We start from the raw sequence: 14,859 nt of genomic DNA, 5'->3' as shown, positions 1-14,859 counted from the left end.
CCAAAGCGAGGTGGCATCTCATGTCTGAGGCACAGTTTGAACCTCTTTGGGTCTTTGGCTATGGCAGCCTAATCTGGAACCCGGGCTTTCCTGTGGCGCAGACCGCGCATGCGCGGCTTATGGGCTGGCGGCGGTCGTTTTGCATGTCCTCTATTCACCACCGCGGCACGCCCGAGGCACCAGGGTTGGTTTTGGCCTTGGATCAGGCCGAAAATGCCCATTGTGACGGGGTAGCGTTTCGCGTGACTGATGGTCATGAAAGCGCAACCTTGGAATATTTGCGCGAGCGTGAGTTGGTCAGCTCTGCCTATCTTGAGACGCGCCAAACGGTGCATCTGTCAGCGGGTGGGACGCTTGAGAATGTGCTGACTTTTGTCATTGACCCCGACCATTGCCAATATCGCGGCGATCTTGACCTTGAGACCCAAGCCCAGATTATCGCGCGCGCTGTGGGTGGGCGGGGGCCAAACGATGAATATCTGATCAACACAGCCGAGCATTTGCACCAAATCGGCGTTCCTGATGCCGAATTATCGTGGCTGCAATCACGCGTTGCCGAGATAAAAGCAGAGATAAAACCATCGTGATCTTGCGCCCCCCTGTTGGCAGAGCCATGGAAGGGCGGTAGGTTGGGCCCAAGCGAGGCCACGGGGCAGGAGAGTTTTTGATGAGCGGCAGCAACAGAAGCGGGGCGCAGTCTAGTTTCACACGCCCCACCCGCCAGATTTTCCTGATGATGATCATATGCGGCTTGGTCGCGGCAGGGGGCGCAGTGGTTTATCCTATGGTGCTGCCTGTTTTCCTCTCTAACCCATACCTCAATGGCACGATAGGCGTGGTGTTCTTGGTCGGCGTGATGGCCTGTTTCTGGCAGGTGCTGCAGTTATTTTCTTCGGTGCGCTGGATCGAAGGCGCGGCGCAGCAAGGTTTGACAGATCAACGGCGTCCCGAACTATTGGCGCCTTTGGCCGCCGCTTTGCAAGGGCGCGGTGCACGGATGCAACTGTCGACCATGACGACCCGTTCGGTCTTGGATTCCGTGGGCGCGCGGATGGAAGAAAGCCGCGACATCACCCGCTATTTGGCGAATTTGCTGATTTTTCTCGGGCTCTTGGGCACGTTTTTTGGATTGGCCACAACAGTGCCTGCAGTTGTAGATACAATTCGCGGTCTACAGCCCAGTGCCGATGAAGACGGGCTTGCGGTTTTCGCGCGGCTGATGACGGGGCTTGAAAGCCAGTTGGGCGGGATGGGCACGGCCTTCGCCTCCTCGCTTTTGGGGCTCGCGGGTTCTTTGGTTGTGGGGCTTTTGGAACTTTTCGCGGGACATGGCCAGAACCGATTTTACCGTGAAATGGAAGAATGGCTGTCCTCCATCACGCGGATGAGTTTTTCCTCGTCAGATGCTGATGGGGACGGCGGTGGGGTGGATCGTGCGGCCGTGGCCACAGTCTTGGATCACATGGTTGACCAGATCGACAGCTTGCAGGCGATGTTCACGCAATCCAACGCTCGGCAGGCCGAAGTTGAAGCGCGGATGGTAGAGATGACAGGCGCGGTTGTGGCCTTAGCTGAACGGATGACCCCGCAATCGCAAGAAATCGCGGCGCGTCAGGCCCAAGCTCAAGAACAACTGGTCGAGCGATTGGAAATTCTGGGTAGTCTCGGCGGATTTGACGATGAAGCCCGCGCGCGGATGCGGTCGATTGACCTGCAGCTTGTGCAAATTTTTGAACAAATGGCCGCGCGGGTGAACCAATCGTCTGAAGGCGATGGCGAAGTGCGCGCGTTACGCCGTGAGATGGCGGCACTGACCGCGGCTATTCGGCGTGTGACCGAGACGGATGAAAACGGGGAAGGGCAAGCCTGATGGCGTTTCACCGCAGAACAGGCAATCGGTTTTCTGCCGCGATTTGGCCGGGTTTTGTGGATGCCATCACCGCATTGCTGATGGTGATGATTTTTGTGCTGACCATTTTCATGGTAGTGCAGTTCGTTCTAAGCGATCAGATTGCTACGAAGGATAATGAGCTTGATGCGCTCAATGCAGAATTGAATGCGCTCAGCGATGCGCTTGGGTTGGAACAGGCCCGCTCCAGCGATCTGGAAACCCGCCTTGCCACATTGGGCGGCCAGTTATCCGAGGCACAGGCAAGCATCGCCTCCTTTGAGGAGCAGGTGGCCAGTCTCTTGGCGCGTCAGGCTGATTTGCGCGCTCAAGTGGACAGCACGCGCGCTGAACTTGCAGAAACACTCTCCCGCGAGGAGGCGTTGAACCTTGCGCTTGCACAAGCGCGCAGCGAGATTGACAGCGCCGCTGAGGCCGCGCGCCTAGCAGCAGCGCGGCGTGAGGCGCTTGAGGCATTGTTGGCAGATTTGCGCCGTGAGAACAGCGATCTGCAAACCCAACTGTCTGGAGAAGAAGCCGCACGCATGGCCGATGCCGCGGCAGCCGAAGCCCTACGCGAGAGATTGGCCAATTCTGACGCAGAATTGACCGCGCTCACCCTCGCATTAGAGGAGGAGCGCGCAAGGGCCGAAGAAACGCTGACCCTGTTGGCCGCCGCGCGGGCGGCGCAAGAAAACCTACCCGCCGTTGAAGATTTGCAATCCCAACTGTCTGAGCGAGAGGCCCTTTTAGCGGTCGCCAATGCCGAGCTTGCCACGGCGCAGGCGCAATCGACCGAAGCGCAGCGGCGTGTGGTTGTGCTAAATGAGCAGCTTGCAGCCCTGCGCGCGCAGCTCGCCGCGCTTGAAACTACATTGGACGAATCCGAGGCGCGCGATGAGGCGGCACAAGTCCAAATTGACGCGCTAGGAACGCGATTGAACACGGCTCTGGCGCAAGTAGCGGCCGAGCAGCGCGCGCGTGCTGATCTCGAAGCCGCAGAAGCGCAGCGTTTGGAACGCTACAGATCCGATTTCTTTGGTCGCCTGAGAGAGGTGCTTGAGGGGCGTGATGGCGTGCGGATCGTGGGCGACCGTTTCGTGTTTTCGTCTGAGGTCTTGTTTGACAGCGCCCGCGCTGATCTGAGCCCTGAGGGGCGCGCACAAATTGCCAATGTGGCAGAATTGCTGTTGCAGGTTTCCGATGAAATTCCAGATACCATCGATTGGATCATTCGTGTTGATGGCCATACCGATAATGTCCCCCTATCAGCCAATGCGGAATTTTCGAGCAACTGGGAATTGTCGCAGGCGCGCGCCTTGTCCGTGGTTCTTTATATGAGCGAGGAATTGGGCATTCCGTCCGAGCGATTGGCCGCCACAGGGTTTGGTGAATTCCACCCCGTAGCCGAAGGGGATAGCGCCGCAGCGCGGGCGCAAAACCGCAGGATAGAACTTAAATTGACTGAGCGTTAGCGCAGCTCGATTTCTGTTTGACGGATTGAGATAAGTTCACCTTCGCGGATCAGTCGGATTTCCCCGATATATCGTCCCGCGCCCCATCCCCCGTTTGGCGCGCGGCGGCCAGAGGCGCGAAAAAACTGCGCTTGGGCGCGCTCTAATGTGACACTGTTTTCGTGCAGAAGCGCCCCGTTCGGCCCTGTGATTTCAAACTCCATACGATCGCCGATCTGCCCACTATGGGCAAAGCCCCAGACCACCAAGGCGCTTGCGCTGCGGGTGGCCATGGGCAGATGCGCGCGCCCTGCGCGAATTGCATCATAATCGGGCAGGGCATCGGAAAAACCTGCTGCCATGACATCTGCGGTGGGCGCGGGCAATGCAGGGTGCCAGAGTTGGGCCGTGTCGAGGCCGCAATGCCCCTCAGCACTTTGATTGAAAGGATCAATCACCGTGCCATTGTGGCGCAAGGTGAAATGCAGATGCGGAAATTCGGTGCGCCCTGACAGCCCGATCACCCCAAGCCGCGCGCCGGCTTGAACATTTTGCCCGTGGGTCACGGCGATGCTGCCTTGGGCAAGGTGGCAATATTGGCTTTGCCATCCATCGCCGTGGTCAATCACAACACCGTTTCCGCAATCCTGCCCCTTGGGCATGGCGGCGATGCCTTGATCGAGAACCCCATCTCGCGTGGCCTGCACAATACCATCCGCCGTAGCCAGAACGGCGACATTGCGCGTTAGGGCTGCCAGATCAGAAAGGCGGAAATCAGTGCCTTGATGCCCGTCATAGCTTTGGGGGCCGCAGGTGTAATCGCGCGCCGCTATGCTTGGATCATGGTCGACATATTGCTGAATGAAACAGGTCTCACCCAATCGGCAGTCGACAGGAAAGCTGAGGCTCGGCGGGGTGGCATTACCTGCAAAAGAGGCGCAGAAAAAAGCGACCCCACTCAAAAAGGGGGTCGCTTTTGATGTTAACGCTGCGCCGCAGGTCATTCTGCCGTGAGCAGCGGTGGCTTTTTCGAACTGATCCGCGGTGGCGCACCGTTTTCAATGCGCAGGTCGATTTTGCCGTCTTTAACACCAACCTTCACATTGCCACCCTTGGCCAGTTTGCCAAACAGTAATTCTTCGGCCAGTGGCTTTTTGATTTGTTCTTGGATGACACGGCCCAATGGGCGCGCGCCCATACGATCATCATAGCCCAAATCGGCCAAAAGTTCAGCTGCGGGTTTGGTCAGCTCGATCGTCACATTGCGATCAAGCAGCTGCGCCTCAAGTTGCAGCACGAATTTCTCAACCACCTGCAGGATTACATCTTTTGGCAGTGCGCCGAAACTGATCACCGCGTCCAAGCGGTTGCGGAATTCAGGGGTGAAGGTGCGCTCAATCGCGGCGGTATCCTCACCTTCGCGGCGGTCGCGACCAAATCCAATAGCCGCCTTCGCCTGTTCGGCTGCGCCTGCGTTTGAGGTCATGATCAAGACGACATTGCGGAAATCGACTGAACGTCCATTGTGATCGGTCAACGTACCGTGATCCATGACCTGCAACAGGATGTTGAACACATCAGGATGGGCTTTTTCGATTTCGTCCAACAACAGCACGCAATGAGGATGCTGATCCACACCATCAGTCAGAAGTCCGCCCTGATCGAACCCGACATATCCCGGAGGCGCGCCAATCAGGCGGGATACTGCGTGTTTCTCCATGTATTCGGACATGTCAAAACGCAGCAACTCGACCCCAAGGATATCTGCCAGTTGTTTGGCCACTTCGGTTTTACCAACACCTGTTGGCCCCGCGAAGAGATAGTTGCCAATCGGCTTTTCTGGTTCCCGCAGACCCGCGCGGGCCAATTTGATCGCAGAGGCCAAGGCCTCGATCGCTTTGTCTTGGCCGAACACCACGCGCTTGAGTGTTTTTTCCAAATCGCGCAGCACTTCTGCATCGTCCTTTGAGACGTTCTTTGGCGGGATGCGCGCGATTTTGGCGACCACGGCTTCGATTTCCTTTGGGCCAATGGTCTTGCGCCGCTTGCTATCTGGCAGCAGATGCTGTGCCGCACCGGCCTCGTCTATCACGTCAATTGCTTTATCGGGCAATTTGCGGTCGTTGATATAGCGCGCCGACAGTTCCACCGCGGTGCGGATCGCATCGGCGGTGTATTTCACATCATGGTGGCTTTCGAAATAAGGCTTCAGCCCCCGCAAGATTTTCACCGAATCCTCAACGGATGGTTCATTGACGTCAATCTTCTGGAAGCGGCGCGAGAGCGCGCGGTCTTTTTCAAAATGTTGACGGAACTCTTTATAGGTTGTCGATCCCATGCAGCGCAATTTGCCGCCCTGCAACGCGGGCTTAAGCAGGTTTGAGGCATCCATGGCCCCACCCGATGTCGCACCCGCCCCGATGACAGTATGAATTTCATCGATGAAAAGAACCGCGTCAGGATGGTCTTCCAATTCGTTGACCACGGCCTTCAGCCGTTCTTCAAAATCACCGCGATAGCGTGTGCCTGCCAAAAGCGCGCCCATGTCGAGCGAATAAATGGTGGATTTCGCCAAAACCTCAGGCGTTTCGCCCTCGACAATCTTTTTCGCCAGACCTTCGGCAATGGCAGTCTTGCCAACACCGGGATCGCCGACCAAGAGCGGGTTGTTTTTGCGGCGGCGGCACAGCACTTGAATGCAGCGTTCCACCTCATCATGGCGACCTATCAGCGGGTCAACATCGCCATCATGCGCCTTTTTGTTCAGATCAACGCAGTATTTGGCAAGGGCGGATTCCTTGGCATCACTACCCTCGGGCGGGTTGCCACTTGTTTCACCGCCCTCGTCCATCGGATCAGTCGCGCCTGAAACAGGGCGGCTTTCCCCAAAAGACGGATCTTTCGCCACGCCATGGGCGATGAAATTCACCGCGTCATAGCGGGTCATATCCTGCTCTTGCAGGAAATAGGCTGCGTTTGACTCGCGCTCTGCGAAAATCGCGACAAGGACGTTTGCCCCTGTGACCTCGGTGCGACCCGAGGATTGCACATGGATCGCAGCGCGTTGGATCACCCGCTGGAAGGCCGCGGTCGGCACTGCCTCAGAGCCCTCGATATCTGTCTCAAGCGTGGCCAATTCTTCATCAATGAAGGTGATAAGCGTCTCGCGCAGGGCATCAATGTCTACGCTACAGGCGCGCATGACTTTGGCCGCGTCAGGCTCGTCCAACAGCGCCAGCAGAAGATGTTCCAATGTTGCCAATTCATGCTTGCGCGCATTCGCCTGCGCCAAAGCCGCATGGATGGCCTGCTCTAGGGTATTTGAAAACGACGGCACGATAAGTGCTCCTTTCGTTGCGGCCAGAGGCGCAAGCGGGTTCGGCCCGCCTCCACTGAGTCTAGCCATAGCCTCATGGTATTAAGCTTCGGTTTTATTTTGCCAGTTTCAAGCTAAACTTGAAAAAAAACCTGTGATCGGCGCAAATTTGCGTGAAAATCCATCAGAAGTGATCTTTGCGCTGCCTGATCTCAGCAAAGCATTCTGCGTCACTGGCTTGTGTCATCCCTAAATGTGCTTTGATTTGGGGATCATTGGCGCGCAGGAATGGGTTTGTGTCCAATTCCATGCCAAGGCTGCTTGGCACTGTTGGCAAGCCTTTTGCGCGCGCCTCGTCAATGCGGGTGGCGCGAGCTTGGAGCGCCTTGTTTTCGGGATCAATGGTCAAGGCAAACCGCGCATTTGATTGGGTGTATTCGTGACCCGAACAGACAAGCGTATCACGCGGAAGTGCGGTCAGTTTTGACAGGCTTTGCCACATCTGAGCGGGTGTGCCCTCAAACAGGCGACCACAGCCAAGCGCCATGAGGCTGTCAGCGGTAAAGATTACGCCCGCCTGTGGGAAATGAACGGCGATGTGCCCGACAGTATGGCCAGACACATCATAAACCGTGCCACGCAAGGCCCCGATTTCCATGACATCGCCTTCGTAGAGCGCGTGGTCAAGCGCGGGCAGTCGGTGGGCATCTGCGGCGGCCCCCCAAACGCGAATTGGGCTGTCGGTCGCCGCATGCAGATCGGGCAAGCCGTCCACATGATCCCAATGGTGGTGGGTTAAGAGAACGTCTGTAATCACCCATCCGCGCCGCGCACATTCGGCAACAATGGGCGCGGCTTCTGGCACGTCTACGATCAAGGTTTGACCCGTTTCGCGTAGATGCAACGCAAAGGCATAATTGTCCTTGAGGCAGGGGATTGTCATAATTTCAGTGACGGGCGCGGTGGTGGTCATGGCAATCTCCTCAGCTTCGTGGCACATATGGCCTCAGACAATCGCAGCGGACTGGCTTTTGCAATGCATCTTGATGTCGTTGATTTGCGTCAATTTTACTATCGCACCCGATTGGGGCGAATTGCGCAAAAGGCTGTGCGCGATGCGATGTTGTCACTTTGGCCTAATGCAAGTGGGCAGACTGTGGTGGGCTTTGGCTTTGCTGTTCCACTGTTGCGCCCGTATCTCGATCAATCGCGCCGCGTGATTGGCTTGATGCCGCAAGGGCAGGGGGTGATGCCTTGGCCTGCTGGGATGTCGAATGTTGCGGCCCTGTGCGAAGATGCGCGTTGGCCCTTGTCTGAGGGGATGGCAGACCGCTTGGTCATGCTGCATGGGCTTGAGACAAGCGATGATCCTGCGGCGCTGTTGGATGAAGCCGCCCGCGCGCTTGGCGCAGGGGGGCGGGCTTTGTTCATTGTGCCAAATCGCGGTGGCTTGTGGGCGCGCAGCGATGCCACGCCCTTCGGCTATGGGCGGCCCTACAGCCTCAGCCAGCTTGAGGCACAATTGCGCCACCATGGCTTTGTGCCAGAACGTCACCGTGCCGCACTTTTTGCGCCGCCAAGCCATGCGCGGTTCTGGCTCAGGTCTGCCGATATGATGGAACGCGCGGGGCGCTGGATGAGTTCGCACTATGCAGGCGGTGTGATCATGGTTGAAGCGAGTAAGCAAGTCTTTGCCCCTACAAAACGGGGTCACGCCGCACGCATGCGCAATCCCTTGCGCATCCTTGATGGTGTTCCAAGCCCTGCAACAGGCCGCGTGCGCCGCCAAAAAGGCCCCTCTATTTCGCAGATGCAGAATCGCTAAGGTGGGCCAAAAGAGGCCAACTCGGGACGTTTGCGCCTAAATTAGGGGCAAAATCGTCTCCATGGGCGCGTTTTTTTTTAGCTTCAAAGCGTCGCATCTGCAGAAAGATTTGGTTAACCTCTGAAAAACAAGGATTTTGTCAAAATCATGTTTGCGCCATCGGCGGTTGCAGCAAATTAAACCCTCTGCTAAACGACCGCCAAATCTGAGGAACGGCGGCATCTCCAAGTCGCGAAGAACGAACTGCTCGGGCGTGATCCTCACGCTGCCCGAGCCAAATTGTTGAAAGGGTGGACGTGTCCGAATCGGCTTCGATCTCAACTGGCATCGCCGCGCGCTACGCGACCGCGATGTTCGACCTAGCCACCGAGGCGGCAGCGATTGATGCGCTGGCCAAAGATGTTGACGCGCTCGAAGCCGCATTGGCCGCAAGCGCAGACCTGCGCGATTTGATCTCCTCCCCGATCTACCGCCGTGACGAGTCTCAGGCTGCCGTTGGCGCTGTCGCCAAGGCGATGAAATTGGGTATGGTCGCAACCAACACGCTGCAAGTTATGGCGCAAAAGCGCCGTCTCTTCGTTCTGCCGATGGTGCTGCGCGCCGTGCGCGCCCAAATCGCAGAAAGCCGTGGCGAGATGACCGCAGAGGTCGTATCTGCCAAGGCCCTGACCAAAACCCAAGCGGATAAACTGGCAAAAGCCTTGTCAGCTTCCGTGGGCAAGAAAATTAATTTGAATGCGACCGTTGATGAAAGCCTCATTGGCGGTCTTATCGTAAAGGTTGGCTCGAAGATGATCGATAGCTCGATCCGCTCCAAGCTCAACTCCCTCCAGAACACCATGAAAGAGGTCGGATAATGGCGATCCAAGCTGCAGAGATTTCCGCGATCCTGAAGGAACAGATCAAGAGTTTCGGTCAGGATGCAGAAGTGGCCGAAGTTGGCCGCGTGCTGAGTGTTGGCGATGGGATCGCCCGCGTTCACGGGCTTGATAATGTTCAAGCGGGTGAAATGGTCGAATTCCCAGGTGGAATTATGGGCATGGCCCTCAACCTTGAAGCCGACAACGTAGGTGTCGTGATCTTCGGCTCTGACCGTGACATCAAAGAAGGTGACACTGTTAAGCGCACGAATTCAATCGTGGACGTTCCTGCTGGCCCAGAATTGCTTGGCCGCGTTGTAGACGGCTTGGGCAACCCACTTGATGGCAAAGGCCCGATCAAGTCGAAAGAGCGCCGCGTTGCGGACGTCAAAGCGCCTGGCATTATCCCGCGTAAATCTGTTCATGAGCCTATGGCAACAGGCCTCAAGGCTGTTGACGCGATGATCCCCATCGGCCGTGGTCAGCGCGAATTGATCATTGGCGACCGTCAGACAGGCAAAACTGCCGTGGCTTTGGACGCGATCCTGAACCAGAAAAGCTATAACGAAGCGGCTGGCAAAGACGAAAGCAAGAAGCTTTACTGCATCTATGTTGCGGTTGGCCAGAAGCGTTCGACTGTGGCGCAGTTGGTGAAGAAGCTCGAAGAGACAGGCGCGATTGAATATTCCATCGTTGTGGCCGCGACCGCGTCTGACCCTGCCCCGATGCAGTTCCTTGCGCCATATTCCGCGACCGCTATGGCCGAGTATTTCCGTGACAACGGCAAGCATGCGCTGATCATCTATGATGATCTGTCCAAGCAAGCTGTTGCTTACCGCCAGATGTCCTTGCTGCTTCGCCGTCCCCCAGGGCGTGAAGCCTATCCTGGTGACGTTTTCTACCTCCACTCTCGTTTGTTGGAGCGTTCGGCGAAGCTGAACGAAGATCTTGGTGCAGGGTCTTTGACCGCTCTGCCCGTGATTGAAACCCAAGGCGGTGACGTTTCGGCGTTTATTCCGACCAACGTGATCTCGATCACAGACGGCCAGATCTTCCTTGAAACCGACTTGTTCTATCAGGGTATTCGCCCTGCTGTGAACACAGGTCTGTCCGTGTCTCGCGTGGGCTCTTCGGCCCAAACCAATGCGATGAAATCGGTGGCAGGTTCGGTGAAACTGGAACTGGCGCAGTATCGCGAAATGGCGGCCTTCGCGCAGTTCGGGTCTGACCTTGATGCGGCGACACAGCGTTTGCTGAACCGCGGCGCGCGTCTGACCGAGTTGATGAAGCAGGCACAATATGCACCGCTGACCAACGCAGAAATCGTCTGTGTGATCTTCGCGGGTATCTCTGGCTTCCTTGACAAGATCGCCGTGCGCGAAGTTGGCCGCTTTGAGCAGGGTCTGCTTCAGCATCTGCGTGGGAAGCACAAGGATGTTCTCGATTGGATCACCAATGAAGATCCAAAGATCAAAGGTGATGCAGCCGACCGACTGAAGGCAGTCATCGAAGAATTCGCCGCAGATTTCTCGTAAGGGGACGGGTTTATGCCAAGTCTCAAGGATCTGAAAACACGGATCGAGTCGGTCAAATCGACCCGCAAGATCACCAAGGCCATGCAGATGGTGGCTGCTGCAAAACTGCGCCGTGCGCAGGAAGCAGCCGAAGCTGGGCGGCCTTATGCCGAGAAAATGGCAGCGGTGATTGGCGGGCTGGCCGCTTCGGTCGGTGAGTCGGACAGTGCCCCGCGCCTTTTGGCAGGGACGGGTCAAGACCAGACACATCTGCTCGTTGTCATGACAGCCGAGCGCGGTTTGTGTGGGGGCTTTAACTCCTCCATCGCGCGTCTTGCAAAAGCGCGCATTGCCGAGCTGACCGCACAGGGCAAAACTGTGAAGGTTTTGACTGTCGGCAAAAAAGGCCGTGAACAACTGCGCCGCGAATATGCAAACCTTTTGATTGGTCACGTTGACCTCTCGGAAGTGAAGCGCGTGGGTTACGAAAACGCAGCAGCCATCGCAAAGGATGTGATGGCACGCTTTGATGCGGGCGAATTTGATGTCGCCACCATCTTCTACAATCGCTTCCAGTCGGTGATTTCTCAGATCCCAACTGCGCAGCAAATCATCCCTGCTGTTTTTGAAGATGCTGCAGAAGATGTTGGGGCAGAAACGCCCTATGACTATGAACCTTCCGAAGAGGCAATCCTGTCTGATCTGCTGCCCATTGGCGTGACAACGCAGATTTTTACAGCGCTTCTCGAAAATGGGGCCTCGGAGCAAGGGGCGCGTATGTCCGCAATGGATAACGCAACCCGCAACGCAGGCGACATGATCGACAAACTGACGATTGAGTTTAACCGCTCGCGTCAGGCTGTGATCACCAATGAATTGATTGAAATTATCTCGGGCGCGGAAGCGCTCTAAGGAAACCGGAGACACGACATGGCACAAGCAGTCGGCAAAATTACTCAGGTCATCGGCGCTGTCGTTGACGTGCAGTTCGAAGATCACCTGCCGGAGATCCTGAACGCGCTTGAGACCGAGAACAATGGCAAGAAACTGATCCTCGAAGTGGCGCAGCACTTGGGTGAAAACACCGTGCGCACCATCGCGATGGACGCAACCGAGGGTTTGGTGCGCGGCGCGAAAGTGACCGATATGGGCGCGCCAATCACCATTCCAGTGGGCAACGCCACATTGGGCCGCATCATGAACGTTGTGGGCGAGCCCATTGACGAAAAAGGCCCTGTGAAAGCGGATGAAACCCGCGCCATTCACCAGCCTGCGCCTGAGTTCGCGGAACAGTCCACCGAGTCTGAAATCCTCGTCACAGGTATCAAGGTGATCGACCTTCTCGCGCCTTACGCGAAGGGTGGTAAAATTGGTCTGTTCGGTGGTGCGGGCGTGGGTAAAACCGTTCTCATCATGGAATTGATCAACAACATCGCAAAAGTGCACTCGGGCTTCTCGGTGTTCGCGGGCGTGGGTGAACGCACCCGTGAAGGCAATGACCTTTACCACGAGATGATCGAATCTGGCGTTATCAAGCCAGACGCGTTGAGCGAAAGCCAAGTGGCCTTGGTCTACGGCCAGATGAACGAACCTCCAGGGGCGCGCGCGCGTGTGGCTTTGACGGGTCTGACCTTGGCGGAACAGTTCCGGGACCAGTCGGGCACAGACGTTCTGTTCTTCGTGGACAACATCTTCCGCTTCACGCAGGCGGGTTCTGAGGTGTCGGCGCTTTTGGGCCGTATTCCTTCTGCGGTGGGCTACCAGCCAACACTTGCGACCGACATGGGCGCGCTGCAGGAGCGGATTACATCGACCAAAGCTGGTTCGATTACTTCGGTTCAGGCGATCTACGTTCCTGCGGACGACTTGACCGACCCTGCACCTGCAACCTCGTTTGCGCACCTTGACGCAACCACGGTTCTCAGCCGTGCGATTTCGGAATTGGGCATCTACCCTGCGGTTGACCCGCTCGACTCGACCTCGCGCCTGCTTGACCCTGCTGTCATTGGTGAGGAGCATTACAACGTGGCTCGTGACGTTCAGGGTATCCTTCAGCGTTACAAATCGCTGCAGGACATCATCGCCATCCTCGGCATGGACGAATTGAGTGAAGAAGATAAGCTGACAGTGTCTCGCGCACGTAAGATCCAGCGTTTCTTGTCGCAGCCATTTGACGTGGCGAAGGTCTTCACTGGCTCTGATGGTATTCAGGTTCCATTGGAAGACACGATTGCCTCCTTTAAGGCGGTTGTTGCAGGCGAATATGACCACCTGCCAGAAGCCGCGTTCTACATGGTGGGCGGTATCGAAGACGTGAAAGCCAAGGCCGAGCGTCTGGCAGCAGAAGCAGCCTGATAGGAGGGCCGAATGGCCGAAGCGTTCAAATTTGACCTCGTCTCTCCCGAGCGCCGCTTGGCCTCGTTAGATGCAACCGAGGTGCAAATCCCTGGTGCAGGGGGTGATATGACGGCGATGGCAAACCACGCGCCTACGATCACCACGCTGCGTCCGGGTTTGCTGCAGGTCATCCATGCGGGCGGTCAGGACGATTACATCGTTCTGGGTGGCTTTGCCGAGATCAGCGCCGATAAGGTCACTGTTCTTGCAGAGCGTGCATTGCCCCGCGCGGAAGTGACTAAAGAACTCTATGCCGAAATGGTGGAAGAGTATCGCAAGGCACATGAGACTGCGAAAGAGACATTCAAAAACGAGCCTGGCCCCGTGGATGACGCGGCCAAGCTTCTGTCTGACATGGTGGCATTGGGCGATCACATCAACCTGTGATTCCCTGTCCCCTTGAGGACGCAATTTAGAAAAGGCGCGCCTATAAAAAAGGCGCGCCTTTTTTCATGGGCGCGCTGTTGAGTGTGTTATGCCAGAATGTGGCCGCTTAGCGGCCCCACATTCCGTTGGGATACAGCCCTTCATAGATCGGCACGAGGGTTTCCGTCTCAAACAGGGATGAGACGCTTGTGCCATTCCAAATGTTCAAAATCGCCTGCGCAAACATGGGCGCCGTTGGAACGATGCGAATATTGGGGCAGTTTTTGACAGCTTCGGTTGGCTCGATCGTGTCGGTCAAGACCAACGATTTCATAACCGATTTGGTCACGCGCTCTACCGCAGGGCCAGACATCACGCCGTGGGTGATATAGGCATGCACTTCGGTCGCACCATGTTCAAGCAACACTTCGGCCGCTTTGCACAATGTGCCAGCGGTGTCGCACATATCATCCACGATCAAGCATCGCTTGCCTTCGACATTCCCGATCACGGTCATTTCAGCAACCTCACCTGGCTTTTCGCGGCGCTTGTCCACGATTGCCAAAGGCGCGCCAATACGCGTGGCAAGTTCGCGCGCACGCGCCACGCCACCAACATCAGGCGAGATCACCATGACATCATCCACCTTGCCCTCAAATTGATGCAAGATATCCAGCGCGAAAATCGGGCTCGCATAAAGGTTGTCCACGGGGATATCGAAAAAGCCTTGGATCTGTGCGGCGTGTAAATCCATGGTCAATACGCGCTCAACGCCGCCTTCGGCAATCAGGTTCGCTACAAGTTTCGCAGAGATTGGCGTGCGCGCCTTGGTGCGGCGGTCTTGGCGGGCATATCCAAAATAGGGGATCACCGCCGTGATACGTGCAGCAGATGAGCGGCGCAGCGCGTCAGCGATAATCAACAGCTCCATCAAGTTGTCATTGGCAGGCTTCGATGTGGGTTGGACGATGAACATATCCTCGCCGCGCACGTTCTCGTAAACTTCTACGAAAATTTCTTGGTCGTTGAAGCGTTCCACGCGGGCATCCACAAGACCGACTTTCATGCCGCGATGCATCGACATCCGTTTTGCAATCGTCTTGGCCAATTCGCGATTGGCGTTACCAGAAATCAGTTTTGGGTCTGAGGCGCTCATCTTTTCGCAAAGTCCTTGATCTGTGCAGGGCGCGCCCCATTTGGCGCGTTGACACCCCCTAGCACTCAGGCCAACGTGACGCA

Annotated in this window: 13 protein-coding genes; 9 read left to right on the top strand and 4 right to left on the bottom strand. The window is 56.6% G+C overall.

The genetic code is table 11. The annotated features are described in order from the left end of the window. The first annotated feature begins 20 nt into the window (after positions 1-20). From I3V23_06070 to I3V23_06060, 3 genes are all read left to right on the top strand, one after another. Complete coding sequence (locus tag I3V23_06070) at positions 21-587, top strand: gamma-glutamylcyclotransferase (protein QPI86525.1); 567 nt, start codon at positions 21-23, stop codon at positions 585-587. An 80-nt stretch (positions 588-667) separates the two neighbouring features. Continuing rightward, positions 668-1,870 (top strand): biopolymer transporter ExbB, encoded by a 1,203-nt coding sequence (locus tag I3V23_06065; GenBank protein ID QPI86524.1) that lies wholly within the window; start codon positions 668-670, stop codon positions 1,868-1,870. Continuing rightward, the gene (locus tag I3V23_06060) at positions 1,870-3,363 is read left to right on the top strand and encodes a peptidoglycan -binding protein (GenBank protein QPI86523.1); all 1,494 of its coding nucleotides are present in this window, start codon (positions 1,870-1,872) and stop codon (positions 3,361-3,363) included. The genes I3V23_06065 and I3V23_06060 overlap by 1 nt, the downstream gene beginning before the upstream one ends. Here I3V23_06060 and I3V23_06055 read toward each other — a convergent pair. The 3 genes from I3V23_06055 to gloB all read right to left on the bottom strand — a co-directional run bounded on the left by I3V23_06055 (position 3,360) and on the right by gloB (position 7,631). After that, positions 3,360-4,304 carry a M23 family metallopeptidase gene (locus I3V23_06055; protein QPI86522.1) on the bottom strand — a complete coding sequence of 315 codons (945 nt, stop codon included), beginning with the start codon at positions 4,302-4,304 and terminating at the stop codon, positions 3,360-3,362. The genes I3V23_06060 and I3V23_06055 overlap by 4 nt on opposite strands. Positions 4,305-4,342: 38 nt before the next feature. Then, positions 4,343-6,679: an ATP-dependent Clp protease ATP-binding subunit ClpA gene (gene clpA, locus I3V23_06050; GenBank protein QPI86521.1), complete on the bottom strand. Its 2,337-nt coding sequence runs from the start codon at positions 6,677-6,679 to the stop codon at positions 4,343-4,345. Positions 6,680-6,842: 163 nt separating this feature from the next. Further along, the gene (gloB, locus tag I3V23_06045; protein QPI86520.1) at positions 6,843-7,631 is read right to left on the bottom strand and encodes a hydroxyacylglutathione hydrolase; all 789 of its coding nucleotides are present in this window, start codon (positions 7,629-7,631) and stop codon (positions 6,843-6,845) included. Between the two features lie 63 nt (positions 7,632-7,694). Here gloB and I3V23_06040 point away from each other — a divergent pair, with 63 nt between their 5' ends. From I3V23_06040 to I3V23_06015, 6 genes are all read left to right on the top strand, one after another. Then, entirely contained in the window at positions 7,695-8,483 is a 789-nt protein-coding gene (locus I3V23_06040) for a hypothetical protein (protein QPI86519.1), read from the top strand. 296 nt (positions 8,484-8,779) lie between these two features. Continuing rightward, positions 8,780-9,340, top strand: coding sequence for a F0F1 ATP synthase subunit delta (locus I3V23_06035; GenBank protein ID QPI86518.1), 561 nt, complete (start codon positions 8,780-8,782; stop codon positions 9,338-9,340). Further along, positions 9,340-10,878 carry a F0F1 ATP synthase subunit alpha gene (locus I3V23_06030; protein QPI86517.1) on the top strand — a complete coding sequence of 513 codons (1,539 nt, stop codon included), beginning with the start codon at positions 9,340-9,342 and terminating at the stop codon, positions 10,876-10,878. Before I3V23_06035 ends, I3V23_06030 begins: the two co-directional genes overlap by 1 nt. A gap of 12 nt (positions 10,879-10,890) precedes the next feature. Further along, positions 10,891-11,769 carry a F0F1 ATP synthase subunit gamma gene (locus I3V23_06025; protein QPI86516.1) on the top strand — a complete coding sequence of 293 codons (879 nt, stop codon included), beginning with the start codon at positions 10,891-10,893 and terminating at the stop codon, positions 11,767-11,769. 18 nt (positions 11,770-11,787) lie between these two features. Further along, positions 11,788-13,212, top strand: coding sequence for a F0F1 ATP synthase subunit beta (gene atpD / locus I3V23_06020; protein QPI86515.1), 1,425 nt, complete (start codon positions 11,788-11,790; stop codon positions 13,210-13,212). A 12-nt stretch (positions 13,213-13,224) separates the two neighbouring features. Beyond that, the gene (locus I3V23_06015; protein QPI86514.1) at positions 13,225-13,641 is read left to right on the top strand and encodes a F0F1 ATP synthase subunit epsilon; all 417 of its coding nucleotides are present in this window, start codon (positions 13,225-13,227) and stop codon (positions 13,639-13,641) included. A 106-nt stretch (positions 13,642-13,747) separates the two neighbouring features. Here the strand turns inward: I3V23_06015 and I3V23_06010 are convergent, their stop codons facing one another. Next, on the bottom strand, positions 13,748-14,776 hold the full coding sequence (locus I3V23_06010; protein QPI86513.1) for a ribose-phosphate pyrophosphokinase: 1,029 nt from the start codon (positions 14,774-14,776) through the stop codon (positions 13,748-13,750). Positions 14,777-14,859 lie beyond the last annotated feature (83 nt).

The sequence above is a fragment of the Rhodobacterales bacterium HKCCA1288 genome (genome assembly GCA_015693905.1).
In the GTDB taxonomy this organism is placed as follows: domain Bacteria; phylum Pseudomonadota; class Alphaproteobacteria; order Rhodobacterales; family Rhodobacteraceae; genus M30B80.
This window is presented reverse-complemented; position numbering and strand designations above follow the sequence as displayed.